22 protein-coding genes and 1 pseudogene are annotated in these 24195 nt (G+C 40.5%); 10 read left to right on the top strand and 13 right to left on the bottom strand.

Annotated features, from left to right (window positions below; genetic code table 11):
* Positions 1-28: 28 nt before the first annotated feature.
* From atpA to mnmG, 10 genes are all read right to left on the bottom strand, one after another.
* Complete coding sequence (atpA, locus tag ABWV72_RS18490) at positions 29-1570, bottom strand: F0F1 ATP synthase subunit alpha (protein ID WP_216047055.1); 1542 nt, start codon at positions 1568-1570, stop codon at positions 29-31.
* 14 nt (positions 1571-1584) lie between these two features.
* Positions 1585-2118 carry a F0F1 ATP synthase subunit delta gene (gene atpH, locus ABWV72_RS18485; RefSeq protein ID WP_216047056.1) on the bottom strand — a complete coding sequence of 178 codons (534 nt, stop codon included), beginning with the start codon at positions 2116-2118 and terminating at the stop codon, positions 1585-1587.
* A gap of 14 nt (positions 2119-2132) precedes the next feature.
* Positions 2133-2603, bottom strand: a complete 471-nt coding sequence (atpF, locus tag ABWV72_RS18480; protein ID WP_216047057.1) for a F0F1 ATP synthase subunit B — start codon at positions 2601-2603, stop codon at positions 2133-2135.
* 39 nt (positions 2604-2642) lie between these two features.
* Positions 2643-2891 carry a F0F1 ATP synthase subunit C gene (atpE, locus tag ABWV72_RS18475; RefSeq protein WP_008842484.1) on the bottom strand — a complete coding sequence of 83 codons (249 nt, stop codon included), beginning with the start codon at positions 2889-2891 and terminating at the stop codon, positions 2643-2645.
* A 57-nt stretch (positions 2892-2948) separates the two neighbouring features.
* A complete protein-coding gene (atpB, locus tag ABWV72_RS18470; protein ID WP_216047058.1) occupies positions 2949-3761 on the bottom strand; it encodes a F0F1 ATP synthase subunit A in 813 nt (270 codons plus the stop codon).
* Between the two features lie 58 nt (positions 3762-3819).
* Entirely contained in the window at positions 3820-4182 is a 363-nt protein-coding gene (locus ABWV72_RS18465) for an ATP synthase subunit I (RefSeq protein WP_353372279.1), read from the bottom strand.
* A 533-nt stretch (positions 4183-4715) separates the two neighbouring features.
* Positions 4716-5579: a ParB/RepB/Spo0J family partition protein gene (locus tag ABWV72_RS18460; RefSeq protein WP_342806074.1), complete on the bottom strand. Its 864-nt coding sequence runs from the start codon at positions 5577-5579 to the stop codon at positions 4716-4718.
* Positions 5580-5600: 21 nt separating this feature from the next.
* The gene (locus ABWV72_RS18455) at positions 5601-6386 is read right to left on the bottom strand and encodes a ParA family protein (RefSeq protein ID WP_216047061.1); all 786 of its coding nucleotides are present in this window, start codon (positions 6384-6386) and stop codon (positions 5601-5603) included.
* A gap of 51 nt (positions 6387-6437) precedes the next feature.
* Positions 6438-7079, bottom strand: a complete 642-nt coding sequence (rsmG, locus tag ABWV72_RS18450; RefSeq protein ID WP_216047062.1) for a 16S rRNA (guanine(527)-N(7))-methyltransferase RsmG — start codon at positions 7077-7079, stop codon at positions 6438-6440.
* The gene (mnmG, locus tag ABWV72_RS18445; RefSeq protein WP_342806076.1) at positions 7079-8989 is read right to left on the bottom strand and encodes a tRNA uridine-5-carboxymethylaminomethyl(34) synthesis enzyme MnmG; all 1911 of its coding nucleotides are present in this window, start codon (positions 8987-8989) and stop codon (positions 7079-7081) included. The genes rsmG and mnmG overlap by 1 nt, the downstream gene beginning before the upstream one ends.
* 1057 nt (positions 8990-10046) lie before the next feature.
* On the opposite strand from mnmG, the gene ABWV72_RS18440 reads away from it, so the two are divergent.
* The 10 genes and pseudogenes from ABWV72_RS18440 to ABWV72_RS18395 all read left to right on the top strand — a co-directional run bounded on the left by ABWV72_RS18440 (position 10047) and on the right by ABWV72_RS18395 (position 22181).
* Positions 10047-11216, top strand: coding sequence for a hydroxymethylglutaryl-CoA reductase (locus ABWV72_RS18440; protein ID WP_353372276.1), 1170 nt, complete (start codon positions 10047-10049; stop codon positions 11214-11216).
* 788 nt (positions 11217-12004) lie between these two features.
* Positions 12005-12793 carry a DUF4097 family beta strand repeat-containing protein gene (locus ABWV72_RS18435; RefSeq protein ID WP_353372274.1) on the top strand — a complete coding sequence of 263 codons (789 nt, stop codon included), beginning with the start codon at positions 12005-12007 and terminating at the stop codon, positions 12791-12793.
* A 738-nt stretch (positions 12794-13531) separates the two neighbouring features.
* Positions 13532-14839 (top strand): hypothetical protein, encoded by a 1308-nt coding sequence (locus ABWV72_RS18430; protein ID WP_342808333.1) that lies wholly within the window; start codon positions 13532-13534, stop codon positions 14837-14839.
* A 79-nt stretch (positions 14840-14918) separates the two neighbouring features.
* Positions 14919-16226: an ABC transporter substrate-binding protein gene (locus tag ABWV72_RS18425; RefSeq protein ID WP_216046810.1), complete on the top strand. Its 1308-nt coding sequence runs from the start codon at positions 14919-14921 to the stop codon at positions 16224-16226.
* 67 nt (positions 16227-16293) lie between these two features.
* Positions 16294-17166 (top strand): carbohydrate ABC transporter permease, encoded by an 873-nt coding sequence (locus tag ABWV72_RS18420; protein WP_216046809.1) that lies wholly within the window; start codon positions 16294-16296, stop codon positions 17164-17166.
* A 3-nt stretch (positions 17167-17169) separates the two neighbouring features.
* Positions 17170-18000 carry a carbohydrate ABC transporter permease gene (locus tag ABWV72_RS18415; RefSeq protein WP_216046808.1) on the top strand — a complete coding sequence of 277 codons (831 nt, stop codon included), beginning with the start codon at positions 17170-17172 and terminating at the stop codon, positions 17998-18000.
* 11 nt (positions 18001-18011) lie between these two features.
* Positions 18012-19049 (top strand): annotated as a pseudogene (locus tag ABWV72_RS18410) (ABC transporter ATP-binding protein).
* 62 nt (positions 19050-19111) lie between these two features.
* A complete protein-coding gene (locus ABWV72_RS18405; protein WP_353372271.1) occupies positions 19112-20485 on the top strand; it encodes a mannitol dehydrogenase family protein in 1374 nt (457 codons plus the stop codon).
* Positions 20486-20511: 26 nt separating this feature from the next.
* On the top strand, positions 20512-21225 hold the full coding sequence (locus ABWV72_RS18400; protein WP_216046805.1) for an HAD family hydrolase: 714 nt from the start codon (positions 20512-20514) through the stop codon (positions 21223-21225).
* Positions 21226-21227: 2 nt separating this feature from the next.
* On the top strand, positions 21228-22181 hold the full coding sequence (locus tag ABWV72_RS18395; protein WP_216046804.1) for a sugar-binding transcriptional regulator: 954 nt from the start codon (positions 21228-21230) through the stop codon (positions 22179-22181).
* A 63-nt stretch (positions 22182-22244) separates the two neighbouring features.
* On the opposite strand, the gene ABWV72_RS18390 is transcribed toward ABWV72_RS18395, so the two are convergent.
* The 3 genes from ABWV72_RS18390 to mioC are packed head-to-tail and all read right to left on the bottom strand — an operon-like array spanning position 22245 to position 24186.
* Positions 22245-23063: a DnaA ATPase domain-containing protein gene (locus tag ABWV72_RS18390; protein WP_303501970.1), complete on the bottom strand. Its 819-nt coding sequence runs from the start codon at positions 23061-23063 to the stop codon at positions 22245-22247.
* Positions 23064-23099: 36 nt separating this feature from the next.
* Positions 23100-23741 (bottom strand): DnaT-like ssDNA-binding domain-containing protein, encoded by a 642-nt coding sequence (locus tag ABWV72_RS18385; protein ID WP_342806086.1) that lies wholly within the window; start codon positions 23739-23741, stop codon positions 23100-23102.
* A gap of 10 nt (positions 23742-23751) precedes the next feature.
* Complete coding sequence (gene mioC / locus ABWV72_RS18380; RefSeq protein ID WP_216046801.1) at positions 23752-24186, bottom strand: FMN-binding protein MioC; 435 nt, start codon at positions 24184-24186, stop codon at positions 23752-23754.
* Positions 24187-24195: the final 9 nt, after the last annotated feature.

Raw genomic sequence — 24195 nt, 5'->3', positions numbered from 1 at the left:
TAGGGTAGCGGTTAAGCTACCCAATTGATTACCAAGTTTGTGTCGCTTTGAATTTTTCCAAAGCTTCAGTCAACTGGGCTTCAATGTCACCGTTGTAATTGCCGGTGTCGTTAAGCGTTTTCATAAGCTCAGCATATTCAGCGTTCATGAATGAATGTAGTGATGCTTCAAAATCCAACACTTTATTCAATTCAATGCCTTTCAAAAAGCCTTTTTCTACTGCAAACAAAGACACACCCATGTCACCCACTGCAAGTGGTGCATATTGGTTCTGCTTCATTAATTCAGTAACGCGCTCACCGTGCTCAAGTTGTTCACGAGTTGCTTCATCAAGGTCAGATGCGAATTGCGAGAAAGCCGCCAATTCACGGTACTGAGCCAAGGCTAGACGAATACCGCCACCTAGTTTCTTGATGATTTTAGTTTGCGCTGCACCACCTACACGAGATACCGAAATACCGGCGTTAACAGCTGGGCGAATACCCGCGTTAAACAAATCAGATTCTAAGAAAATCTGACCATCAGTAATTGATATTACGTTAGTTGGTACGAATGCTGATACGTCACCTGCCTGAGTTTCAATGATTGGCAATGCAGTCAATGAACCAGTTTGGCCTTTTACTTCACCATTAGTGAATTTTTCTACATAAACTTCGTTTACACGAGCAGCACGCTCAAGAAGACGAGAGTGAAGATAGAAAACATCACCAGGATAAGCTTCACGACCTGGAGGACGACGAAGTAGCAATGAAATTTGACGATAGGCTACAGCTTGCTTAGACAAATCATCGTATACGATTAGTGCGTCTTCACCGCGGTCACGGAAAAACTCACCCATTGTACAACCAGAGTATGGTGCTAAGTATTGAAGTGCTGCAGACTCAGACGCAGAAGCGGCAACTACAATGGTATGATCCATTGCGCCGTGCTCTTCAAGTTTACGTACTACGTTAGCAATAGTTGAAGCCTTTTGGCCAACCGCTACGTATACACAACTTACGCCTGTACCTTTTTGGTTGATGATGGCGTCGATTGCCAAAGCAGTTTTACCTGTTTGACGGTCACCGATAACCAATTCACGTTGTCCACGACCTACTGGGATCATGGCATCAACCGACTTATAACCTGTTTGGATTGGTTGGTCTACTGATTGACGTTCGATTACGCCAGGTGCAATTTTCTCTACAGGTTCGAAACCTTCAGCATCAATTGCGCCTTTACCATCAATAGGCTCACCCAAAGTGTTAACTACGCGACCTAATAGGGCACGGCCAACAGGAACTTCCAAAATACGACCAGTAGATTGGACTTTCATACCTTCACGTAGATCCGCATAAGGACCCATTACTACCGCACCTACAGAATCTCGTTCAAGGTTCAATGCGATAGCATAACGATTACCAGGAAGCTCAATCATTTCACCTTGCATTACATCGGCAAGGCCATGGACACGAATGATACCGTCAGTAACACCAACAATAGTACCTTCGTTACGAGCTTCACTTTTTACATCAAACTGTTCAATTCGTTTTTTGATCAGTTCTGCAATTTCAGTGGAATTCAGTTGCATGCTCTATTTCCCCGCTATGATTGTAAAACGTCTGATAGACGGTGTAGTTTTGATCTAACCGAACCATCAATTACTGTGTCACCGGCTTTTATAATGACTCCGGCAACAATGGCAGCATCGACGTTACAATTCAGCTTAACTTTTCGTGCAAGACGTGTCTCAAGAGACGCGCTGATTTCAGATAGTTGTTTTTCACTTAATTCAACAGCAGAGGTAACCTCTACATCAATTTCTTTATCGAATTCAGCTTTGTATTGATTAAACAACAATGCAATATCAGGTAGCGCTTTTAAGCGTCCATTCTCAGCCAAAACACCAATTAGGTTCTGACCAGCTTCGTCGAGTTGTTCACCGCATACACTGTTAAACAATTCAGCCAATTTTTCAGCAGCCATAGCACTCGTTAAGATGTCTTCCATCTGCTCGTTATCTGCTACTTCGCCTGCAAACATCAGCATATCTTGCCAGTGTGTTACAGCTTGCTTCTCAACCGCATAGTCGAAAGCTGCTTTAGCATAAGGGCGAGCAACAGTTGTCAATTCAGACATAGCTCATGTGCCCCTTATAGCTCTGCGACAAGTTTTTCAACTATGTCACTTTGTGCAGCGGCGTCGATTTCTCTCGCCAAGATTTTCTCAGCGCCAGCAACAGCTAATACTGCAACTTGCTTACGAAGATCTTCTTTCACACGGTTACGCTCTGCTTCAATTTCGGTATGTCCCTGAGCGATAATTTTTTCACGCTCGGAATGGCCTTTCTGCGTTTCTTCATCAACAATCTGATTTGCACGCTTTTTGGCTTGTTCGATAATTTCAGCTGCTTGTGATTTCGCTTCTTTTAATTGCTCAGTCGCTTTTTGTTGCGCCAGTTCAAGGTCTTTTTCACCTCGTTCTGAAGCCGCTAAGCCATCAGCAATTTTTTGTTGGCGGTCTTCAATAGCGCCCATAATAGGGGGCCATACATACTTCATGCAGAACCACACGAAGAATATAAATGCTATTAATTCGCCAAATAGAGTGAAATTGATATTCAAGTCCGCTCCTCCTAAGTTCGTTGATTACAATTGTTGTGCTTAAACAGCAAACTTCGCGCTTTCAACAAACAACAAGAATAGTGCGATAGCCACACCAATCATCGCGATAGCATCGATAAGACCCGCTACGATGAACATTTTTACTTGTAGAGTAGGTGCTAGCTCTGGTTGACGAGCAGCAGACTCAAGAAATTTACCACCCAAGATACCAAAGCCAATAGCAGGCCCTAGTGCGCACAGACCAATCAAAATACCAACAGCGATATATAGATTACCCAAGATTTCCATAGATTTTCACCTTTGTGTTTTAAGTTAAAGTTTAAAAAAAAATTATAATGTTAGAAATTAGTGTTCTTCACTTGCCAGACTCAAATACACGATGGTTAACATCATGAATATGAACGCTTGCAACGGAATGACCAACAAGTGGAAAGCAGCCCATATGAAGTGCAACGGCAATTGCCATAGCCCCATAGTGCCCGCAATCAGAATAAATATCAGCTCACCTGCGTAGAGGTTACCGAACAAACGCAATGATAAAGACAAGGGTTTGGCCAGTAACGATACTAATTCAAGTATAAAGTTGAACCAGTACAACCACGGCGTGTTAAACGGATGAGCATACAGCTCCTTCATAAAGCCGCCGAATCCTTTGATTTTGATGGAATAAAATATCATCAAAACAAACACGCCTATCGATAATGCGAAGGTCATGTTTACGTCTGTGGTAGGCACCACTTTCATATATGTATGTGATTGGCCAGCAGCGATAACGTCCATAGACTCGCCAGCAATTAGAGCTGCCAATGTAGGTAAGAAGTCTACCGGGATCAAATCCATCAAGTTCATTAGCAGTACCCACACAAAGATCGTGAGTGCTAATGGCGCTATAAGAGGACTTTTACCGTGATAGGTACTTTTGACTGTATCAGCAACAAATTCAACAATAATTTCAACCAGTGCCTGCCACTTACCAGGAACACCAACTGTTGCTTTTTTTGCTGCTGCACGAAAACTTAAAATAAACACTAATCCAAGAACCACAGACCATGCGAGCGTGTCGACATGAAGAGTCATAAACCCTTCTCCGACAGTTGCATTGGTCAAATGGTGCTGAATATAACCGCTAATGGTTTGTTCGCCACCCGATCCTGCCATTTTTCCATCCAAATTGTATAAAGTTAAAGATACTGGTATTTCATCTCGTTATTTACCTTTAAGAGGTAGCTTTAACGCGATGTAAAAAACTAATTATTGGCCATTGGGCCATCATCGTTATCAGATAAGTGACTAATAACGGTAAAAACTCTACCTCTGACCATTTGAATGCTAGGGAGAATAAAATTATGGTCAAAAAGAATTTAACTTTACTGCCTTTGCTAAAACTCCGTACTACCAATTTATTTTGAGTGGCACCGGCATATCTAAACGCATAGTAAGCAAAAACAAAAGCTGGAATTAAACAGGTAATACCACCGTACAAAGCTGAAATTCCGCTGTTTTGGCTCTTAAAAATCGCAAAAAAAATAGAACATACAATGGCGATAATACTTTGAAAAAACAGTACTTTTCTAGCCAACTGTCGACCTTGAGTAGTTAAGCTAGTAGCCAATTTATCCCTCTGCGCGTTTAAACCTCAACAAAAAGCGCCAAAAGTATACTGTTTTATCGCAAATATTCAACCATTAAGCGCGTTTTGTTGTGTAATTTGTATTAATACATACTTAAGAACAAAATTAGCCGCTGGGAAGTAGATTTTACCCGGCTTTTTCGCATTTCATATAACACTTTGGTAGGAAAACTAAGGCACTTTATATACTGCCAGGGTTGCATTTTATGTTCGTGTTTTTTTAATTACCGTGGAAAAATACCAAAAGGGCAAATACACGTTTTTGCAACACTATAGATGGGTGCTTTATCCCCGTAAAAATCATCATATTCAAAATGGGATAAATCCCATCCTACAATCTTTCGCTATTCAATCTGTAGGCGGGTGCGTTAGCCCCGTAAAAATCACTATATTCAAAATGGGATGAATCCCATCCTACAATCTTTCGCTATTCAATCTGTAGACGGGTGCGTTAGCCCCGCACATGCCATCAAACCAAAGGTTTACTTTATGTGACTTAAAATTCCGTCCAATTCATCCAAGCTTGAGAAATTAATTGTGACTTTTCCTTTGCCTCGCGCATTATGTGCAATGCTGACGGGCGCACCCAAATTTTCTGATAATTGACTTTCTAACCGTTGAACATCGGGATCGACTTTTTGCTCAACCTTTTCTTTTGGTGGCTCAAGAAATTTACGTACTAAGGTTTCGGTATCACGAACGGTTAACCCTTTGCCCGACACGGTTTGTGCCGCTTCGGTCTGCATCTCACCTTGTAAAGCAAGTAAAGCACGGGCATGGCCCATTTCAATATCACCATGCTCTAATAATAATTTTACATCTTCATTCAAATTGTTCAGACGTAATAGGTTGGTCACTGTAGTTCTAGATTTTCCAACAGCTTCAGCCACTTCTTGATGGGTCAATTCGAATTCAGTCATTAGTCGGTCTAATGCTTGAGCTTCTTCCATCGCATTTAAGTCTTCGCGTTGTATATTTTCTATCAACGCTATAGCAACCGCCGCTTCATCAGGCACGTTTTTAATAATACAAGGAACAACATCAAGCTTAGCTAGTTGGGATGCTCGCCAACGACGTTCACCGGCAATAATTTCAAATTTATCGTCGCCAATTTTGCGAACAACAATGGGTTGAATAATACCTTGAGAACGAATTGACGAAGCCAAATCATCTAATGCTTCAGGAGACATATCTTTACGAGGTTGATATTTTCCAGCTTGTAAGAACTCAATAGGAAGTTTTTGCAACTCGCTGCTGCGTTCAGAAATATCTGATTCTTGTTTAGCACTACTGGTGGCCAATAGTGCGTCCAATCCTCTGCCTAATCCTCTTTTTTTCGTCGACATGTCAACTATTAACCTTTTTTCTTAACTAGCTTCTTTTAGAATCTTATTACGACGACGCAATATTTCACCGGCCAAAGCCAAATAGGCTTTTGCTCCCGTAGAAGATTTATCGTAATACATTGCTGGCGCTCCAAAACTGGGTGCTTCAGCCAATCTTACATTGCGGGGAATAACGGTGCGGTAAACTTGCTCGCCAAAATGTCGTTTAAGTTGTTCTGACACATCATTGGCCAGACGATTTCGAGGATCATACATAGTTCGAAGCACACCCTCAATTTTTAAATCTGGATTTACCACAGATGCTAACTTTTTAATCGTATCCATTAGCGCGGTTAACCCTTCCAATGCGTAATATTCACATTGCATAGGTACCAGCACAGAATCGGCGGCCGCCATGGCATTTACGGTTAATTGACTCAAAGAGGGTGGGCAATCAATAAAAATATAATCGTAGTAGTCACGCACAGGAGCTAACGCATTGCGTAGGCGAAGTTCTCTGGCAAAGACTTCCATCAGTTTTATTTCTGCCGCTGTCACGTCACTGTTACCGGCAATTAAATCGTATTTACCTGATGTTTCTGTGATGATCACTTCAGTTGCAGGCTTATCTTCAATCAACAGCTCATAACAAGTAGAGTCAACTTCATATTTGTCGACACCACTTCCCATGGTCGCATTGCCTTGTGGATCTAAATCGATCAATAGCACTTTTCGTTTAGTAGCCGCCATTGACGCTGCAACATTAACTGCTGTAGTCGTTTTTCCAACACCACCTTTCTGATTTGCTATTGCTATGACCTTAGCCAACTTTCCCGTCCGTTTTTCTTTAAATTTAGGTATTGAATAAAGTAGTAGGCACTAACTAACTTTTCTGATTTTAATCAGATGACGTTCGCCTTCGAGTACTGGAATATCTAATTTAATAGATTCTAACACTTCAAAACCCTCAGGTAGAAGCGCTATTTCTTGTTCAGGATATTGACCTTTTAACGCAAGAAATTCACCTTGTGAATCTACCAGATGTTGGCACCAGTGCAACATATCTTTTATCGACGCAAATGCGCGACTCAATACGCCATCTATTTGTGTGTCACTAGAATACTGCTCTACACGAGATTGAACCGGCTCAATATTTTTCAAACCTAATTCAAATGCCGCTTGTTTCATAAAGCGAACACGTTTACCTAAACTATCTAATAAAACAAAATGTTTATCAGGATGCATGATCGATAAAGGAATTCCGGGAAGGCCAGGTCCTGTACCAACATCGATATAGTGATTTCGATTTAAATGGGGCGCTACTACAATCGAATCGACAATGTGTTTGATCAACATCTGCTGTGGATCGCGCACCGAGGTCAAATTGTAGGCTTTGTTCCACTTATTCATCAGCAACACAAAATCAATAAGCTTTTCGCGCTGTTGTGTACTGATTTCCAGTGGCAATGGTTTTACTGCTCGCTCAAAAGCCAGCAGTAAACTTTCTTTAAGTTCGCCCATTATGCGCTTTGCAAGTTGGTGTTATTGTCTTTACGCAACAAGCCCTGCTTTTTCAAATGTACTAATAACAATGATATAGCTGCCGGTGTAATACCGGATATGCGCGTAGCTTTACCAATAGTTTCAGGCCGAGTCTCAGTTAGCTTAGCCACAACTTCATTGGATAAACCAGAAATGGTACTGTAATCGAAATCCATTGGAAGCAAGGTGTTTTCATGACGCAAACTCTTAGCAATTTCATCTTTTTGGCGTTCAATATAACCAGCATATTTAATCTGAATTTCAACCTGTTCAGCCGCTTGAGCATTGTCTAATGCAGGACCAAGACCTTCAATTTTCATCAATTTTTGATAGGTCATTTCAGGACGACGAATTAGATCTTCTAACGAATGTTCACGACTAACCGGATTTTTCAATAATGGATTCAAGGTTTCAGCAGCTGGATGTTTTGGATGAATCCAAGTGCTTTTAAGACGTTGTTTCTCTAATTCAATAGCTTCCATTTTTTGATTAAACGCAGCCCAACGAACATCATCAACTAATCCGACTTCACGGCCTTTTGCAGTCAAACGAACATCGGCATTGTCTTCTCTTAACAACAATCTATATTCGGCACGACTAGTAAACATTCGGTAAGGTTCTTTGGTGCCCATGGTAGCAAGATCATCAATAAGCACGCCGGCATAAGCTTCATCCCGACGTAAAATCAATGGCTCTTTTTCTTGAACCTGTAAGGCTGCATTGGCCCCGGCAAGTAATCCTTGCGCTCCGGCTTCTTCATAACCAGTGGTACCATTGATTTGACCCGCAAAAAACAGACCCTGTATAAATTTAGTTTCTAAAGATTGTTTTAAATCTCTAGGATCGAAGAAATCATATTCGATGGCATAACCAGGGCGAATGATATGCGCGTTTTCAAATCCTTTAATTGATCGAACCAGATCAAACTGCACATCAAATGGCAAACTAGTAGAGATCCCATTTGGATAGATCTCAATACTATTTAAGCCCTCAGGCTCAACAAAAATTTGATGGGAATTTTTATCTGCAAAGCGATTTATCTTATCTTCAATTGAAGGACAATATCTTGGACCTATACCTTCGATCACACCGGTATACATGGGCGAACGATCTAAACCACCACGAATAATATCGTGGGTTTTTTCGTTGGTATGGGTGATATAACAGGAAATTTGTTGTGGGTGATCTTCTACTTTTCCCATAAAAGATACGACGGGTAACGGTGTATCTCCAGGTTGTTCTTGCATCGCATCATAATTCAATGTGCGAGAATCTAGACGTGCCGGAGTGCCGGTTTTTAAACGATCAACTCTAAATGGTAAAGCTCGCAAACGTTCTGCCAATGCGATCGAAGGGGGATCGCCAGCTCTCCCACCTTTGTAATTTTGCATTCCAATGTGGATCGTTCCACCTAAAAATGTGCCTACCGTTAAAACCACGGTTTTAGCTTTAAATTTCAAGCCCATTTGCGTAACAACACCAGTTACACGATCATTTTCAACGATCAGATCATCACAAGATTGTTGGAAAATAGTCAGATTTTCTTGATGCTCAATGATCGATCGTATTGCAAGTCGATATAACGATCGATCTGCTTGAGCACGAGTTGCTCTAACCGCAGGTCCTTTGCTGGAATTTAGCGTACGAAATTGTATTCCAGCTTTGTCTGTTGCTAGTGCCATAGCACCACCAAGGGCATCGATCTCTTTGACTAAGTGACCTTTGCCGATCCCACCAATGGCTGGATTACATGACATTTGACCTAGGGTTTCGATATTGTGGGTTAGCAAGAGTGTTCTTACGCCCATACGCGCAGCAGCAAGCGCAGCTTCAGTGCCTGCGTGGCCTCCACCGACTACAATCACATCAAATTCTTGTTGATAAAACATAAACGCCTCGAATTTCGCGTACTCGCGTATGAACTTTAAACGGTGAAGATCTATTGATCGATCATCGTTTAAAAAAGGGCGCGTATTTTATACTTTTTTGATCTAAATGGAAATGCCTAAAATTCCTCCAAGGATAGAAATATTGTGGTTTGTGGATTTAATTATTTGTCGGATCTAAGCCGATCTCTTAGTCTGTAATCTTTATGATCTATTTATCTATTTAGTTTACTTTTATTATTATTAAGCAAGCAATGATCTGTTAGTAAGCCTTTTTTTATTAATTAAATCAGTCATTTATTTACGATCGGAAGTTGTGATCAAGAGTTGATCAAATGCGTATAAGATGTGGATAAACAGCGATCTTATCCACAAGCAAGATCTTCTATTTTTCTATCCAGTTGATAACCTCAGGATATACAAGGTTTATACATAAAGTTATGCACAGGGTAAAAAGGCTGATTTAAGCTAAAAAAAAGATCTTTTTTAATCTAGATCAGATCGGAATATTGAAAATATACTTAGTTTGATCTCATTTATTTCATGTTTTTATCTAACATTTGTTGTAAACAAATCCATAGATCCGATTCAGCGAGTAAACTTTTGGCCAATTTAGGGTGTGGAATATGGCTTATTTTCCATAGAATCTTCATCTTTTTATTGGGACTAAAGCCCCTGTTACAGGTTGCGGTTATTTTGGATTTGTAGCATGGGATTTATCCCATGGAATATTTTATCTAAGTTTTCAGGGACTAAAGCCCCTGCTACAGATTGAGGTAATTTGGGTTTGTAGCATGGGATTTATCACATTGAATCTTTTATCTATGTTTTCAGGGACTAAAGCCGCTGCTACAGGTTGAGGTAATTTTGGATTTGTAGCATGGGATTTATCCCATTGAATCTTTTATCTATGTTTTCAAGGACTAAAGCCGCTGCTACAGGTTTGAAGTGGTACAACTATTCGAAAATATTATTTATGTGCATACATAGTGACAATTTGTCTATTGGATAACTAATAGCCGATACTGATTTTAACATTTGAATAACAAAACCAGTAATTATGCCTAAAATACCTCGCGATAAATTAGCTGACTATAGCCATGCTATGGCTAAGACCCGAAGAGAATTTGTAAAACAGCATACCGGAAAATCCCTTGAAAATGTCGGTCACTTTTCTATTGAACCAGAAACATTGCCAGGAAATATTGAACATTTTTTAGGTGTTGCACAAGTTCCGATTGGCTTGGCGGGTCCACTGTTGGTGGATGGCATTGACGCAAAAGGTGAATTTTACGTACCTATGGCGACCACCGAAGGTACCTTAGTGGCCAGTTACAATCGTGGGATGAGATTGACCAATGAAGCTGGTGGCATTAAAACCACGGTAATAGATGATGCGATGCAACGAGCACCGTTGTTTTCATTTCGTGATGCAAGAGCAGCCCTCGCGTTTGGCAAATGGGTCAGTGACAATTTCCCTTTAATTAAAGCTAAAGCAGAAGAAACCACCTCAGTAGGCAAATTAACTGATATTGAGCAATACGCGGTTTCGAAAATGCGCTGGTTGCGATTCAACTATACTTGTGGCGACGCGGCTGGCCAGAACATGGTGAGTAAAGCTACACGCCATGCATGTCAGTGGATTTTGGAACAAAACATTGATGGTATTGAACATTTTGCGTTATCGGCGAATTTAGATACGGATAAAAAGCATTCTTTTGTTAATTCATTACACACACGAGGTAAGCGGGTAGTGGCTGAGGCGGTTATTCCAGCAGGATTAATGAAGTCATTGATGCATTGCACTCCTGAAGAGTTATATAAACAGCGACAATTTTCAAATATGGGCGCGTTTATGGCCGGCAGTGTGAGTAACGGAGCGCATTTTGCCAATGGGGTAACTGCGCTATTTATTGCGTGTGGACAAGATGTTGCAAATGTTGCCGAATCATCAGCGGGTTATACTTTTAGCGAAATTACCCCTGAGGGAGATTATTATTTTTCAGTCACTATACCTTCGTTAGTTGTGGCTACTTATGGTGGCGGGACCGGCTTAGCCTCACAACGTGAATGTTTAGAAATGTTGGATTGTTATGGTAAAGGTGGAGTTAATAAATTTGCCGAAATAGTCGCTGCAACTGTGTTGTGTGGCGAGTTATCCCTTGGCGCCGCTGTCGTGGCCGACGAATGGGTGTCTAGTCATGATCAATATGGTCGTAATCGCCCATAATATCTGAATAGTCATGGATTCTTCTATCCATGAACACAGGGACTAAAGCCCCTGCTACAGGTTGAGCTAATTTTGGATTTGTAGCATGGGATTTATCCCATGGATTCTTTTATCTATGTTTTCAGGGACTAAAGCCCCTCGCTACAGATTGAGGTTGTTTTGGGTTTGTAGCATGGGATTTATCCTATGGATTATTTTATCTATGTTTACAGGGGCTAAAGCCCCTCGCTACAGATTGAGGTAATTTTGGATTTGTAGCATGGGATTTATCCCATGGATTCTTTTATCTATGTTTTCAGGGACTAAAGCCGCTGCTACAGGTTGAGGTAATTTTGGGTTTGTAGCATGGGATTTATCCTATGGATTATTTTATCTATGTTTACAGGGGCTAAAGCCGCTGCTACAGGTTGAGGTAATTTTGGGTTTGTAGCATGGGATTTATCCCATGGATTATTTTATCTATGTTTACAGGGGCTAAAGCCCCTCGCTACAGATTGAGGTTGTTTTGGGTTTGTAGCATGGGATTTATCCTATGGATTATTTTATCTATGTTTTCAGGGACTAAAGCCGCTGCTACAGGTTGAGGTAATTTTGGGTTTGTAGCATGGGATTTATCCCATGGAATCTTTTATCTATGTTTTCAGGGACTAAAGCCGCTGCTACAGGTTGAGGTAATTTTGGGTTTGTAGCATGGGATTTATCCCATGGAATCTTTTGTTAAATGCATTTAAACCTTTCGATTGGTTGTTGCGACTTAGTTACATACCACAGCCAAACAAGAGAACCTTATGTTTAAATCGAATCAATCTAAAATATTGTCTTTGTTATCACTCGCCGTTTTACTGGTGAGTTTTAATCTGTCTGCAAGAACTATTAATCAAAGTATTGATGCCCAAAGTGGTGGAACCTTATTTATACGTACTGACGTGGGCCGTTTAATTATCGATACCCATAATCAAGATACCGTGCTTTTGGAAGTGGATATTGACGGTGACGATGCCAATGATTTAGTGGTTACCCACGAAGCGAAAGGCAACAGCGTAAATATTATTGGTAAAATGAATAAGCTTAAAAAGTGGGGGTGGAACAGAGATATTCGAGCTGAATTTAGAATTACCGTGCCTAAAAACTTTGATTTGGAATTACATACCTCTGGTGGCTCAATTGATATTGATGATCTGGTGGGAGATATTGATGCTCACACTTCAGGTGGCCATATTAATGTTGGAAATATTACAGGTGATGTTGTTTTAAAAACATCCGGTGGCGCTATTAAGACCAAAGAGATACACGGTGCAATTGACGCCCACACCTCGGGTGGCAGCATTCGTGTGACTATGACTAAGCAACCGAGTGAAGATGCGGAGCTTTCAACCTCAGGTGGATCTGTTACTGCTTATTTACTCGATACTATCGCGATTGATATAGATGCTTCCACCAGTGGTGGCAAAGTCCGTTCTGAATTTGATGTGGATGGTCGAGTTAAAAAGCATTCTATTCGCGGTGAAATTAATGGCGGAGGTCCAACGTTGGAGTTGCATTCCAGTGGCGGCAGTATATCCATCAAAAAATTGTAATTGGGAATTTATCTTCTTGATTCTTCCATCTATGTTCACAGGGACTAAAGTCCCTGCTACAGGTTGAGGTTATTTTGGATTTGTAGCATGGGATATTTTATCTAAGTTTTCAGGGACTAAAGTCCCTGCTACAGGTTTGGATTATTTCGTTTTTTACCGTTGAAAAAACGCCTCAAAATTTGGGTTAATTTATTAACCTTCTACTTATTTTATCTATTTTAAACTTTCGTTTATTCTCAAAAACTCTTCATTTTGTTATCAATCCAGTAAATTTCTTTAACAATTGTTCAATTAATTATTTAACTTCATCGCAACCACTAATTTAAAAGTATTGTTATATAAAACAAATAGTTAAATTATTTTAAAAGACAATAAAATGGTTTATGAAATTAACCAATGAAAAATAATTGTTAATTAAAGGTTGACTAAATTACCCTTTTTAAAGAATATGCTCAAACGGTGAGCATATGACCATATATCTTCATCTGCTCATTTATGTTTTTCATTGCCCATCAGTTTTGGCGAGGATTGAATGCTATTTTGGGAACAAAAACATTCAAAAAATTTAATTATTAAAAACCAATCAGTAACTAAATTAGAGAGTTCACAATGTTTAAAAAAATTCATAAAACATCAGTTTTGTCGGCCAGCACAAAGGAAATTAATTTGTCCGATTCAAAAATCAACGGAACTGACGGCTTTCTCGAATCTAATTCTCGACCATTAGCATTTGGCAAGATGAGCCTGCTTGCAGCAGCTATAATGACCGCTTCTATCCCTGCTCATGTAAATGCAGCTGAATTCCTTGATGGCTTAGCTGAGGTAAATTTCTTAGCCATGCAAAATTATCAAGCTATTCAAGCCAAAGAAGGTGCATTTCGCCCAGTAGATGAAGTGCAATCTTCTGGATTCGGTCGAATTAGAGTTAACTTGATGTTTAAATTCCATATCAACGAATACATTACTGCTGATGTTGATATTGCTGAAGAGCCTAATGATTTCGGTAATAACGGCGACAGAGATTTTTCTTTTCACCAAGATTATGCGGGTATTGAGTTTGAACTTCTTGGTCTTTCAGGCATGGCTCGCGAAAATGCCAATTTAACCCTTCGTTTAGGTAATATCGGTGGTTCTCCCTTCCAATTTAAAGGTTTCCAAGATGGTGCTGATAACCAAGGAAATGCGCTAATTGGAAACGGTATAACTGATTACGCTACTGCAGAAAACGGTGCGCAATTGAGCTATAGCGAGACTTTAGATAATGGCATTATCAAGGCGTATAACGTTACCGGTCATATTACAACATCAAGTTTTGGCGAAGCTTTCCAAGAAGATAGAGGTTTCAACTACCGACTGCAAGGTACCTTAGAATTTGCTGGTGGTTTTAAAGCTGGATTGAATTTTCTACAAGCTAATCAAGGAGATCAACTCCGTTTTGAAAATGGAATTGCCAGCCTTGATGGTTTAACCACTACTAACTACCGTTTTGGTGATGGTGAGAACTACAACTTCTCTGCTTCTCCTTCTAGCGAACGTGACACCCATGTTGGTGTAATGCCAGGTCTTGACCAGTCTATTATGCAATTAAATTTGGCGTATCAACCTACACCAGAAACCAGCTTGATTTTCATGATCGGTAAAGCTAAAGACGACTATACTTTTGCTGATGCGGCAGGAAATGCAGTCGCCGGCATTACTTATTTCGGTGTAGATGGTATTGCTGATCCCACCGGAACAACATTCGATTCAAATAGCGTAATTAAAGGTGAGTCATCTGTTAAATATTACACGTTTGAAGCACAGCACTACCTAATACCTAATAAATTCTACTTGGCTGCTCGTTATGCCGAAGCTGAAAATACTTCAGATCTTATTGAACAAACTGACAATACCGTTGAGCGTATTCAAGTAGCAGCTGGATACTGGTTCAACGATAGAACCCTATTAAAAGTTGAATATGTTGACCAAGACGAAGGTGCAAACTCAGGCGGTCAAATTGGTACTGGTTTCGACGGTTTCACATCTGAGATTTCAGTTAAGTTCTAAGTTATCTAGCGTAAATATAAACGTCCCATTTAGCCTAGTTAAATGGGGCAAAAATGTTTGAAAATAAGGGGTACACCCGATGTTAAAAAAATTATCTATATTAGCTTCCGTCTGTATGACACTGAGCACAGTGGTAAGTGCTGAAACTATCACCATTGCTACTGTTAATAACGGTGACATGATTACGATGAAAGAGCTTAGTAGCGATTTCGAAAGTAAAAATCCAGGTATCAACCTAAAGTGGGTCACCTTAGAAGAGAATATTCTTCGCCAGCGCGTGACAACAGATGTAGCCACAAGTGGTGGTCAATATGACGTGATGACTATTGGTACTTATGAAGTACCAATTTGGGGAAATCAAGGTTGGCTTAAAGAGTTAGATAACCTTGGTGATGATTACGATATTGAAGATCTTTTACCCGCTATCAGAAGTGGTTTATCGGTAGACGATAAATTATTTGCTGCGCCTTTTTATGGCGAAAGTTCAATGGTGATGTACCGAACTGATCTAATCAAAAAGGCCGGTCTTGAGATGCCTAAAAAGCCCACTTGGGAATTTATTCGCAAAGCTGCAAAGGCGATGACGGATAAAGAAGCGGGCGTATATGGTCTTTGTTTACGCGGTAAAGCAGGTTGGGGTGAGAACATTGCTTTGATTACAGCTATGTCCAACTCATTCGGCGCTCGTTGGTTCGATGAAAATTGGAAACCACAATTTAATACTCAGGCTTGGCACGACACCTTGCAATATTATGTGGATGTGATGAATGAGTCTGGTCCTCCAGGATCATCAGCTAATGGATTTAACGAAAACTTAGCTTTATTTCAAACTGGGAAATGTGGAATTTGGATCGATGCCACTGTTGCTGGCGCTTTTGTTACCAACAAAACTGATTCTGAAGTAGCCGATAAAGTTGGTTTTGCTCTTGCTCCTGATATGGGCTTAGGCAAACGTGGAAATTGGTTATGGGCTTGGACTTTAGCAATCCCTTCAAGCAGTAAAAAATCTGATGCAGCAATGAAGTTTATTAGTTGGGCAACGTCTAAACAATATTCGGCGTTAGTGGCTGAGAAAAAAGGTTGGGCGAAAGTTCCTCCTGGTACTCGTGCTTCTTTGTACAACAATCCTCAATACATGAGTGAAGCTCCTTTTGCACAAATTACGTTAGATTCAATTCAATCTGCAGATCCTGTAAATCCGACGGTTGATCCTGTTCCTTACGTAGGCGTGCAATTTGTTGCTATTCCTGAATTTCAAGGTATTGGCACTGCTGTAGGACAACAATTTGCGGCAGCACTGACTGGCCAAATGACAGTAAAGCAAGCGTTAGCAAGTTCACAACGTTTGGTTGAACGTGCAATGCGCAAGGCGCGTTATCCTAAGTAGTTTTACTTAGTTTTGCGGGTAAGTGAACTACACTTACCCATACTTTCACTTGTAAGAGGTCTAGGTTATGGCAACAACACAATCTCGTACTTTGGCTAGAATAATGTTATTTCCATCAGTCATATTGTTGTTGGCGTGGATGATAGTGCCGCTGTGCATGACATTGTATTTCTCGTTTTTGGATTACAATCTTCTTATTCCAGGAAACAATGAATTTATTGGTTTCCTTAATTACGAATTTTTTCTAACAGATCCAGCATTTATAGAATCGTTTTTTAATACTCTTTGGTTAGTCGGCGGTGTATTGTTGATTACCATCTGTGGCGGAATTGGCTTAGCCATATTGTTGGACCAAGCAATTTGGGGTCGCAACTATGTACGTATAATGGTTTTAGCACCGTTTTTCGTAATGCCTACCGTTTCCGCATTAGTCTGGAAAAATATGTTTATGAATCCGGTGAACGGATTATTCGCTCACTTTGCAAATTGGATAGGCGTAGCGCCTGTTGATTTTTTTGCGCAAATTCCTTTGCTGTCAATTATTCTTATCGTTTCTTGGCAGTGGTTACCCTTCGCAGCCCTCATTTTGTTGACGGCTATTCAGTCTTTAGATCGTGAGCAGTTGGAAGCGGCTGATTTAGACGGTGCGGGTCCTTTCAGTAAATTTTATTACATTGTTTTACCGCATTTATCACGGGCAATAACAGCCGTTATTTTGATAGAAACCATATTTTTACTGTCAATATTCGCTGAAATATTGGTGACCACCAGCGGTGGACCAGGATATGCCTCAACCAATATTACCTATTTGATTTATACCCAATCATTGCTTCAATTTGACGTTGGAGGAGGCTCTGCGGGAGGTATTGTTGCCGTTATTATCGCCAATATAGTCGCTATTTTTCTAATGCGCCTAATCGGCAAAAACTTGGAGGACTAAACAATGGCTATTAATAGTAGTAATAAATCAAAAGTAATTTATACCGTTTTAGCCTGGACCATAAGTGGAATGATATTTTTTCCGATTTTATGGACATTAATCACCAGCTTTAAAACTGAAGCAGAAGCGATTTCAGCCAGTCCAAGTTTGTTTATGTTTGATTGGACGCTCGAGAACTATTCTGACGTATTAGAACGTTCGCCTTACTTTGACCATTTCTGGAATTCTGTGGTGATTTCTGTGGGGTCTAGTTTGTTGGGATTGTTAATCGCTATCCCTGCAGCTTGGTCAATGGCGTTTGTGCAAAATAAGCGAACTAAAAACCTATTAATGTGGATGTTATCAACCAAGATGTTACCGCCAGTGGGTGTCTTAATTCCTATTTATTTGTTGTTCCGGGATTTTGCATTGCTCGATACTAAACTGGGTTTGGTGATTGTGATGACATTAATCAATTTGCCTATCATGGTATGGATGCTCTACACCTATTTTAGAGAAATTCCAAACGAGATCCTTGAAGCTTCGCGTATGGATGGTGCTGGAATTTTTGAAGAAATATTTCATGTGCTCTTGCCTATCGCGTTACCTGGTATTGCATCAACATTATTACTCAACGTTATTTTAGCCTGGAATGAGGCGTTTTGGACGCTCATATTAACAGCCGCCAATGCTGCACCTTTGACTGCTTTTATAGCCAGTTATTCTAGTCCAGAAGGATTATTTTACGCCAAGTTATCAGCTGCATCAGCGATGGCCATTGTACCCATTCTCATATTGGGTTGGTTTAGTCAGAAACAATTAGTGCGCGGATTGAGTTTCGGCGCGGTTAAATAGGAGATTTAGAAATGGGCAGCATTACCTTAAAACAAGTAACAAAAAGCTTCGGCGATGTAAATGTAATCAAGCCGTTAGACTTAGAAATTAAAGACGGTGAATTCATTGTGTTCGTTGGTCCATCTGGTTGTGGTAAATCAACGTTATTACGGATGATTGCAGGCTTAGAAGATACCACCAGTGGTAATATTGAAATAGATGGAAAAGACGCGACCAAAACACCACCAGCGAAACGCGGTTTAGCGATGGTGTTTCAATCATATGCGTTGTATCCGCATATGTCGGTTCGTAACAACATTGCCTTTCCATTAAAACGAGCAAAAGTAGATCCTGCTGAAATCGAAGAAAAAATCGCGTCAGCAGCAAAGATTCTTAATTTAGGGGATTACCTAGACCGTAAGCCAGGGCAACTGTCAGGTGGTCAACGCCAACGTGTGGCCATTGGTCGCGCTATTGTGCGTCAGCCTTCGGCGTTCTTGTTCGATGAACCTTTATCAAACTTAGATGCATCTTGAAGAGTTAACATGCGTCTTGAGATTTCTGAATTACACAAGAGCTTAGCAACAACAATGATCTATGTAACCCATGATCAGGTTGAGGCGATGACAATGGCTGACCGTATCGCGGTATTTAATGGCGGTGTAATTGAGCAAGTGGGTACGCCTATGGAGTTATATCAAAATCCAGTGAACCGTTTTGTTGCGGGCTTCATCGGCTCACCAAAAATGAACTTCATTGATGTAAAACCTGTTGAGGGTGATCCAACTAGCAGCATAGGTGTTCGTCCAGAGCATTTGAAAGTAACTCAAGAACAAGGTTTATGGAGCGGAAAAGTAGGGGTTATTGAACACCTCGGTTCAGAGACTTTCCTGCATGTTCACGTTGACGGCGTTGGTACATTGACCATTAAAGACGATGGAGATTGTCCATTAAAATATGGTGATCTTGTCAATCTCACCGCGTCACAAAATAAAATCATGCATTTTGATAAAGACGGTGTGACCTTAGCGTCCTTGTCTTGGGGCGATAATGCTGTAATCGCTAAATAATCTTTAGTGAGCTTAGGCGCCAATGTCCGCTCCTAAGCTCGCATTTTAATGAGTAAATTTTTATGGCAATTCAACTGTGCTATCAATCACTTGAAGCATTACCAAATAATATAGGTAAACCCAACTATTCCAGGGATTCGTTGTCAGCAGGGATTGTACAAATCGGAGTGGGTAATTTTCATCGTGCACATCAAGCTATGTATTTACACCAGCTGTTCAATTCTGGCGAAGCCTTAGATTGGGCTATTCGAGGGGCTGGTACTAAGTCTTTCGATGCGGTGATGCGCGATAAACTTCAACAGCAAGATTGGTTAACGACCGTTGTTGAATTAGATAGTAAAGGATTAACTGCGCAAGTTTGTGCATCAATGATAGATTTTATTGAAAATGATGCCGACAGCGTAATCCAAGCCTTGAGTCACAGTGAAATACGCATAGTGTCGTTAACGATTACTGAAGGCGGTTATTTCATGGATGACAAAACTGGTGGATTTAATCTCAGTGATCCCGAAATTCAGCTGGATATAAACAACTTCAGTAAACCCAAAACGGTGTTTGGCATAATCATTAAGGCGCTACAACATCGCCGTGATAATCATATTGCACCATTTACTGTTATGTCATGTGACAACATTCCTCACAATGGTTTGGTTACTAAACGTGTAATTTCGCAAATGGCCAGTGAAATCGATCAAGGATTGGCAGATTGGATTGCTGATAAGGTTTCATTTCCCAACTCAATGGTAGATTGCATTACTCCGGCTACGTCTAATTTGGAACGAGAAAAACTGACAGATTTGTTTGGAATCACTGATAATGCGCCGGTATTTTGCGAACCTTTCGAATTGATGAAATTGCGTATCCTCAATGGTGGTCACGCCGCCATTGCTTACCCTGCAGCTCTTTTAGGTATTAATTTTGTGCATCAAGTGATGGCAAACCCGTTGATTGGACAATACCTTAAAAAATTAGTGAGTGAAGAAATCATTCCTACGCTAAACCCAGTACCTGGAGTCGATTTTAATCAGTATTTTTCACTCATCGAATCGCGCTTTTCGAATCCTGAGGTAAAGGATACGGTTCCTAGATTGTGTCAGGACGCTTCCAATCGATTACCAAAATTTATTTTACCCATTATTCAAGCCAACTTAAGTCAAGGAAACGACTGTAAAGGGTTAGCATTAGTAATTGCATTATGGTGTCGTTTATGTGCCCAAGGAGGAGATCCAGATAGCCCTATAACGATTCAGGATCAACAAGCTAATAGACTGATAAACCAAGCAATATTAGCTAAGGATAATCCATCTATATTTTTGCAAATGCATGATATATTTGGGACACTTGGGAGCCAAGATACCTTTATTCGAGATTTTTCAAATTGGTTGAACATGCTCTGGGATGTCGGTACTTCTAATACCTTAAAACACTACTTGTAGTAATTTTCTTAACTGGTGACACTATCATGACGCAAACCCAAACTTCGCTTTCACCCTGTTCAATTGATTTGGTTATTTTCGATTGTGATGGGGTATTAATCGATAGTGAAATTCTGAGTAAGCGGGTGTTGCTTTCAATGCTTGAAGATCTGGGTGTCAGTATCTCTGATAGTTACTTCGACACTTATTTTCTCGGACAAAGCTTTAAATCTGTTACTGCTAGGGTGTTAACAGACTACTCTGTGACGTTAACTGAGCAGTTTCGAGAAAATTATTTAGCTGCATTGTTGCAGGTGTTTGCACAAGAATTGGTTTCTACCGATGGTTTAAAGGATATGCTTGCAGCATTGCAAACAAACAGTTGTGTTGCTACTAGTAGCAGCCCGCAAAGAGTGAAATTTGCTCTGCAAACTATCGGTTTAAGCGATTTTTTTAGCGATAGGGTTTTTACCTCCTCAGAGGTAAAAAATGGCAAACCTGCCCCTGATATATTTCTGCACGCAGCCTCTAGAGTCGGTGTAGAGCCAGAAAATTGTTTAGTGATTGAAGATTCACAAGCTGGTATTCAAGGGGCCCTAGCAGCCAATATGCAAGTCATTAAGTACGCTGGCGCAAGTCATCTGAAGCATAAAGGCATATTAGAAACGGATATAGCAAACAATGTGGCAACAATATTTGATTGGCAGCAGTTATTTGAACTGGTTCCTTCTCTCAATTCAAGCAAGCCAATAGCGAGGTAAAAGTGGTTAAGTTAACGAATGCCGAAATGCGTAAGCTAGATGAAGCAGCTAGAGCTGGTTGGTTGTATTATGTGGCCGGTAAAACCCAAGACGAAATTGCTAAAAAACTCAATGTATCCCGTCAATCAGCTCAACGTATGGTTGCTTTGTCGGTCAGTAAGGGCTTAATCAAGGTTAGGTTAGATCATCCCATTGCTAAGTGCATGGACTTGAGCGTTAAACTCAAAGATCGCTTTGGTTTAACCACCTGTGAAGTGGTGCCTAGCGATGACTCCGAATCAACTTTGGGACTCGCTCAAGCTGGTGCAGATGAAATTGAAAAGCACCTTAAATCGGCTGAACCCAAAGTGCTTGCCATGGGGACAGGTCGGGTTTTACGCGATTGTGTTGATGAGCTTTCCTCATTGGACTGTGAGCAACATAAAATAGTCGCTTTGTTGGGGAACATGACATTAGATGGTTCCGCATCTCCTTACGATGTAGTAGTGCGTATGGCAGAACATATTAAAGCCAAGCATTACCCAATGCCTTTACCTGTATTACCTCGCAGCAAAGAAGAAAAAGAACAATTGCATTCGCAATATAATATTGCCAGTAATTTAGCGTTAGCCGCTAATGCGGATGTTACCTTCGTAGGAATTGGAAATCTTGGTTTGCATTCCCCGTTGATGTTAGATGGATTTATTACTAAAGAAGAGCTGAAAGATTTGCAAAAAAACGGTGCAGTTGGAGAGATCATTAGTTGGGTCTTTGACCGTAATGGCAAACTATTGGACTGTGCTGTAAATGATCGTGTTGCCAGTACGCCTTTGGCTGTAAGTTCTGATAAACCTGTGATTGGTATAGCGGCAGGTCAAGAAAAGGTAGATGCTATTTTGGGCGCGCTTAGGTCTAAGATGATAAACGGATTGATCACCAACGAGTACACCGCTGAAAAAGTGCTGAGCCTCGACTAAATTTGAACCTCAGCGCAGTATTGGTAAAGGGGAGGTTGATGACCGAGCCTATGCTACAGCGGTTTATTTTACCTGATTAGGCTGATAACCGCTGCTAACGTTCATCGCTTCTGGGGCTTGAGGAATAATTTCTTTGCGGCGGCTAGGACCGGAAAATTTTACTTTGTAAGTATCGTATTCCTTAATTGACTCAAAGCAGTATTTACCCAACGCATTTTCTAATTCAGCTAAATTGTGATTGGTAATCAATATACAATTTTTGTTATTCACCAATCGTTGTCGCAGCAAGTTACCTAGCCAGCTTTGAGTATTCTTTTTAAGCATGGTTTCGTTAACGCATACTTCATCCAGGATTAATAAATCCACATCCAACAATTCTTTTTGTATTTCTCTAAATTGTTCGGCAACGTTATCTGTAGCATTGTAATCATATGAAAAGAAGCGCATCTCAAGCAGACTTGAAAGTTGTCTATACAATACTGATATTTCATATTGGTCGATTAGCTGGTGGGCAATCGCACCGGCAATATGCGACTTTCCGCGGCCATAATCACCATAAAAGATCATCATATGTGAGCCGCTTGAACGCCATATTGGATCATCGTGGGCAGCAATAAATGACTGAGCAATACTCACCGCTTCAATTACGTCATCGCTATCTTCTATCAGTGTTTGGAAGTTCCATTTTGGATTGAGATCTGAGCGCCCGTGGATTTCTTGAATACGTCTTAGTTTGGCTTCTTGCTGCATTTTTTTGACGTCTTCGTTGGCTAAACGCTCGTATTGCGCTCGCACCTCTTTGTAGTCAGTATAGGTATCAGGAACATTGGTTTTACCCAAAGCTTTAGCTAATTGATCTAATTTTTGTTTGATACTGTCCACGTATTTTTGCTCTTTTATGGTTGTTTTTTTACTGTGCTATTTCTTACTATACTTAGCGACGAGTTGTTTAGCGTTATCATCAGCTTCAACACCTGCTTTAGGAGTAACCCACTGATTTCCCACTTTCTGAACATTTTTAACGCCACTTGCTAAGCGTCTTTGCTTAATTTGAAAGACAAATTTCTGGGTCCATTGGTATTGACTAAATTGTAGTTCAGGTCGACCCATCCAATAGGCAATAAATTCACCCAGTTCATGTTGGCTGTAGTCTTTGTCAATAATCCCTACCAAAGAAGCTAAATCTTCAAAGGCAGTTTGATGTGGTTTCCATGTTGCCGTCATCCCACTCCATTGTAAATGAAGGCTAGGGTAGTCGTCTTGTTTAATATTCAGCAGTGGTAAACGGACCCGTTGTTGGTTGAAGCTTTTGTCTAAAGAGGCGTCAGGTTCTATTTCTACCAGTTGTTGTTTAACGAGCTCTTTAATCAGCCCATTGATTTGTCTTCCCAAGGTAAATTCTTTGGTTTTACTATTTAACAGTGCAATTAACTGCTTGTAATTTAACGGTGCGGTTAGTCCTGTTTGTTCATCAGCAATAGGTCGCAGGCCAAGCAAATACAGCACTCTAGCATCATTGCTAAGTTCTTGTGTGAGAGCGGCTTGTTCCGATGAATTCATAATCAGTAAGTTAGTTTTGTTGTAAGTAAGACGTTAGCCATTCAACGGCGGCTTCTTCAGGAATTGGGTGGTTTAGTACATCAATATGAAAAGCGGGGGATAGTAGTGTCGCCCCGGAATTGTGTAATAACTCCTGCATTGTTTTCGCACCATAACAATAGGTGTCGTAACTGCTATCACCTAAACCAACGACTAAAAACTGTACATTATCTAATGAGTGATTTTTAATTTGCTTGGCGAATGCTTGGATATTATCGGGTAATTCACCAGCCCCATGGGTACTGGTACAAATCAACCATTTTCCTTCGTTGGGTATCTCTTCAATATTAGGTTCTAAGTGAATGTTTGCACTGTGTCCATTGGCTTCCAATGTTTCTTGCAAGGCATCGGCTACATATTCGCTTGCCCCTAACATAGTGCCTACAATGATTTCATAATTTGCCATGTTGTTGAC

This window comes from Aliiglaciecola sp. NS0011-25 (assembly GCF_040370605.1).
GTDB lineage: Bacteria > Pseudomonadota > Gammaproteobacteria > Enterobacterales > Alteromonadaceae > Aliiglaciecola > Aliiglaciecola lipolytica_A.
The sequence above is the reverse complement of the archived record's forward strand: the minus strand, read 5'-3'. Positions and strand labels throughout refer to the sequence as shown.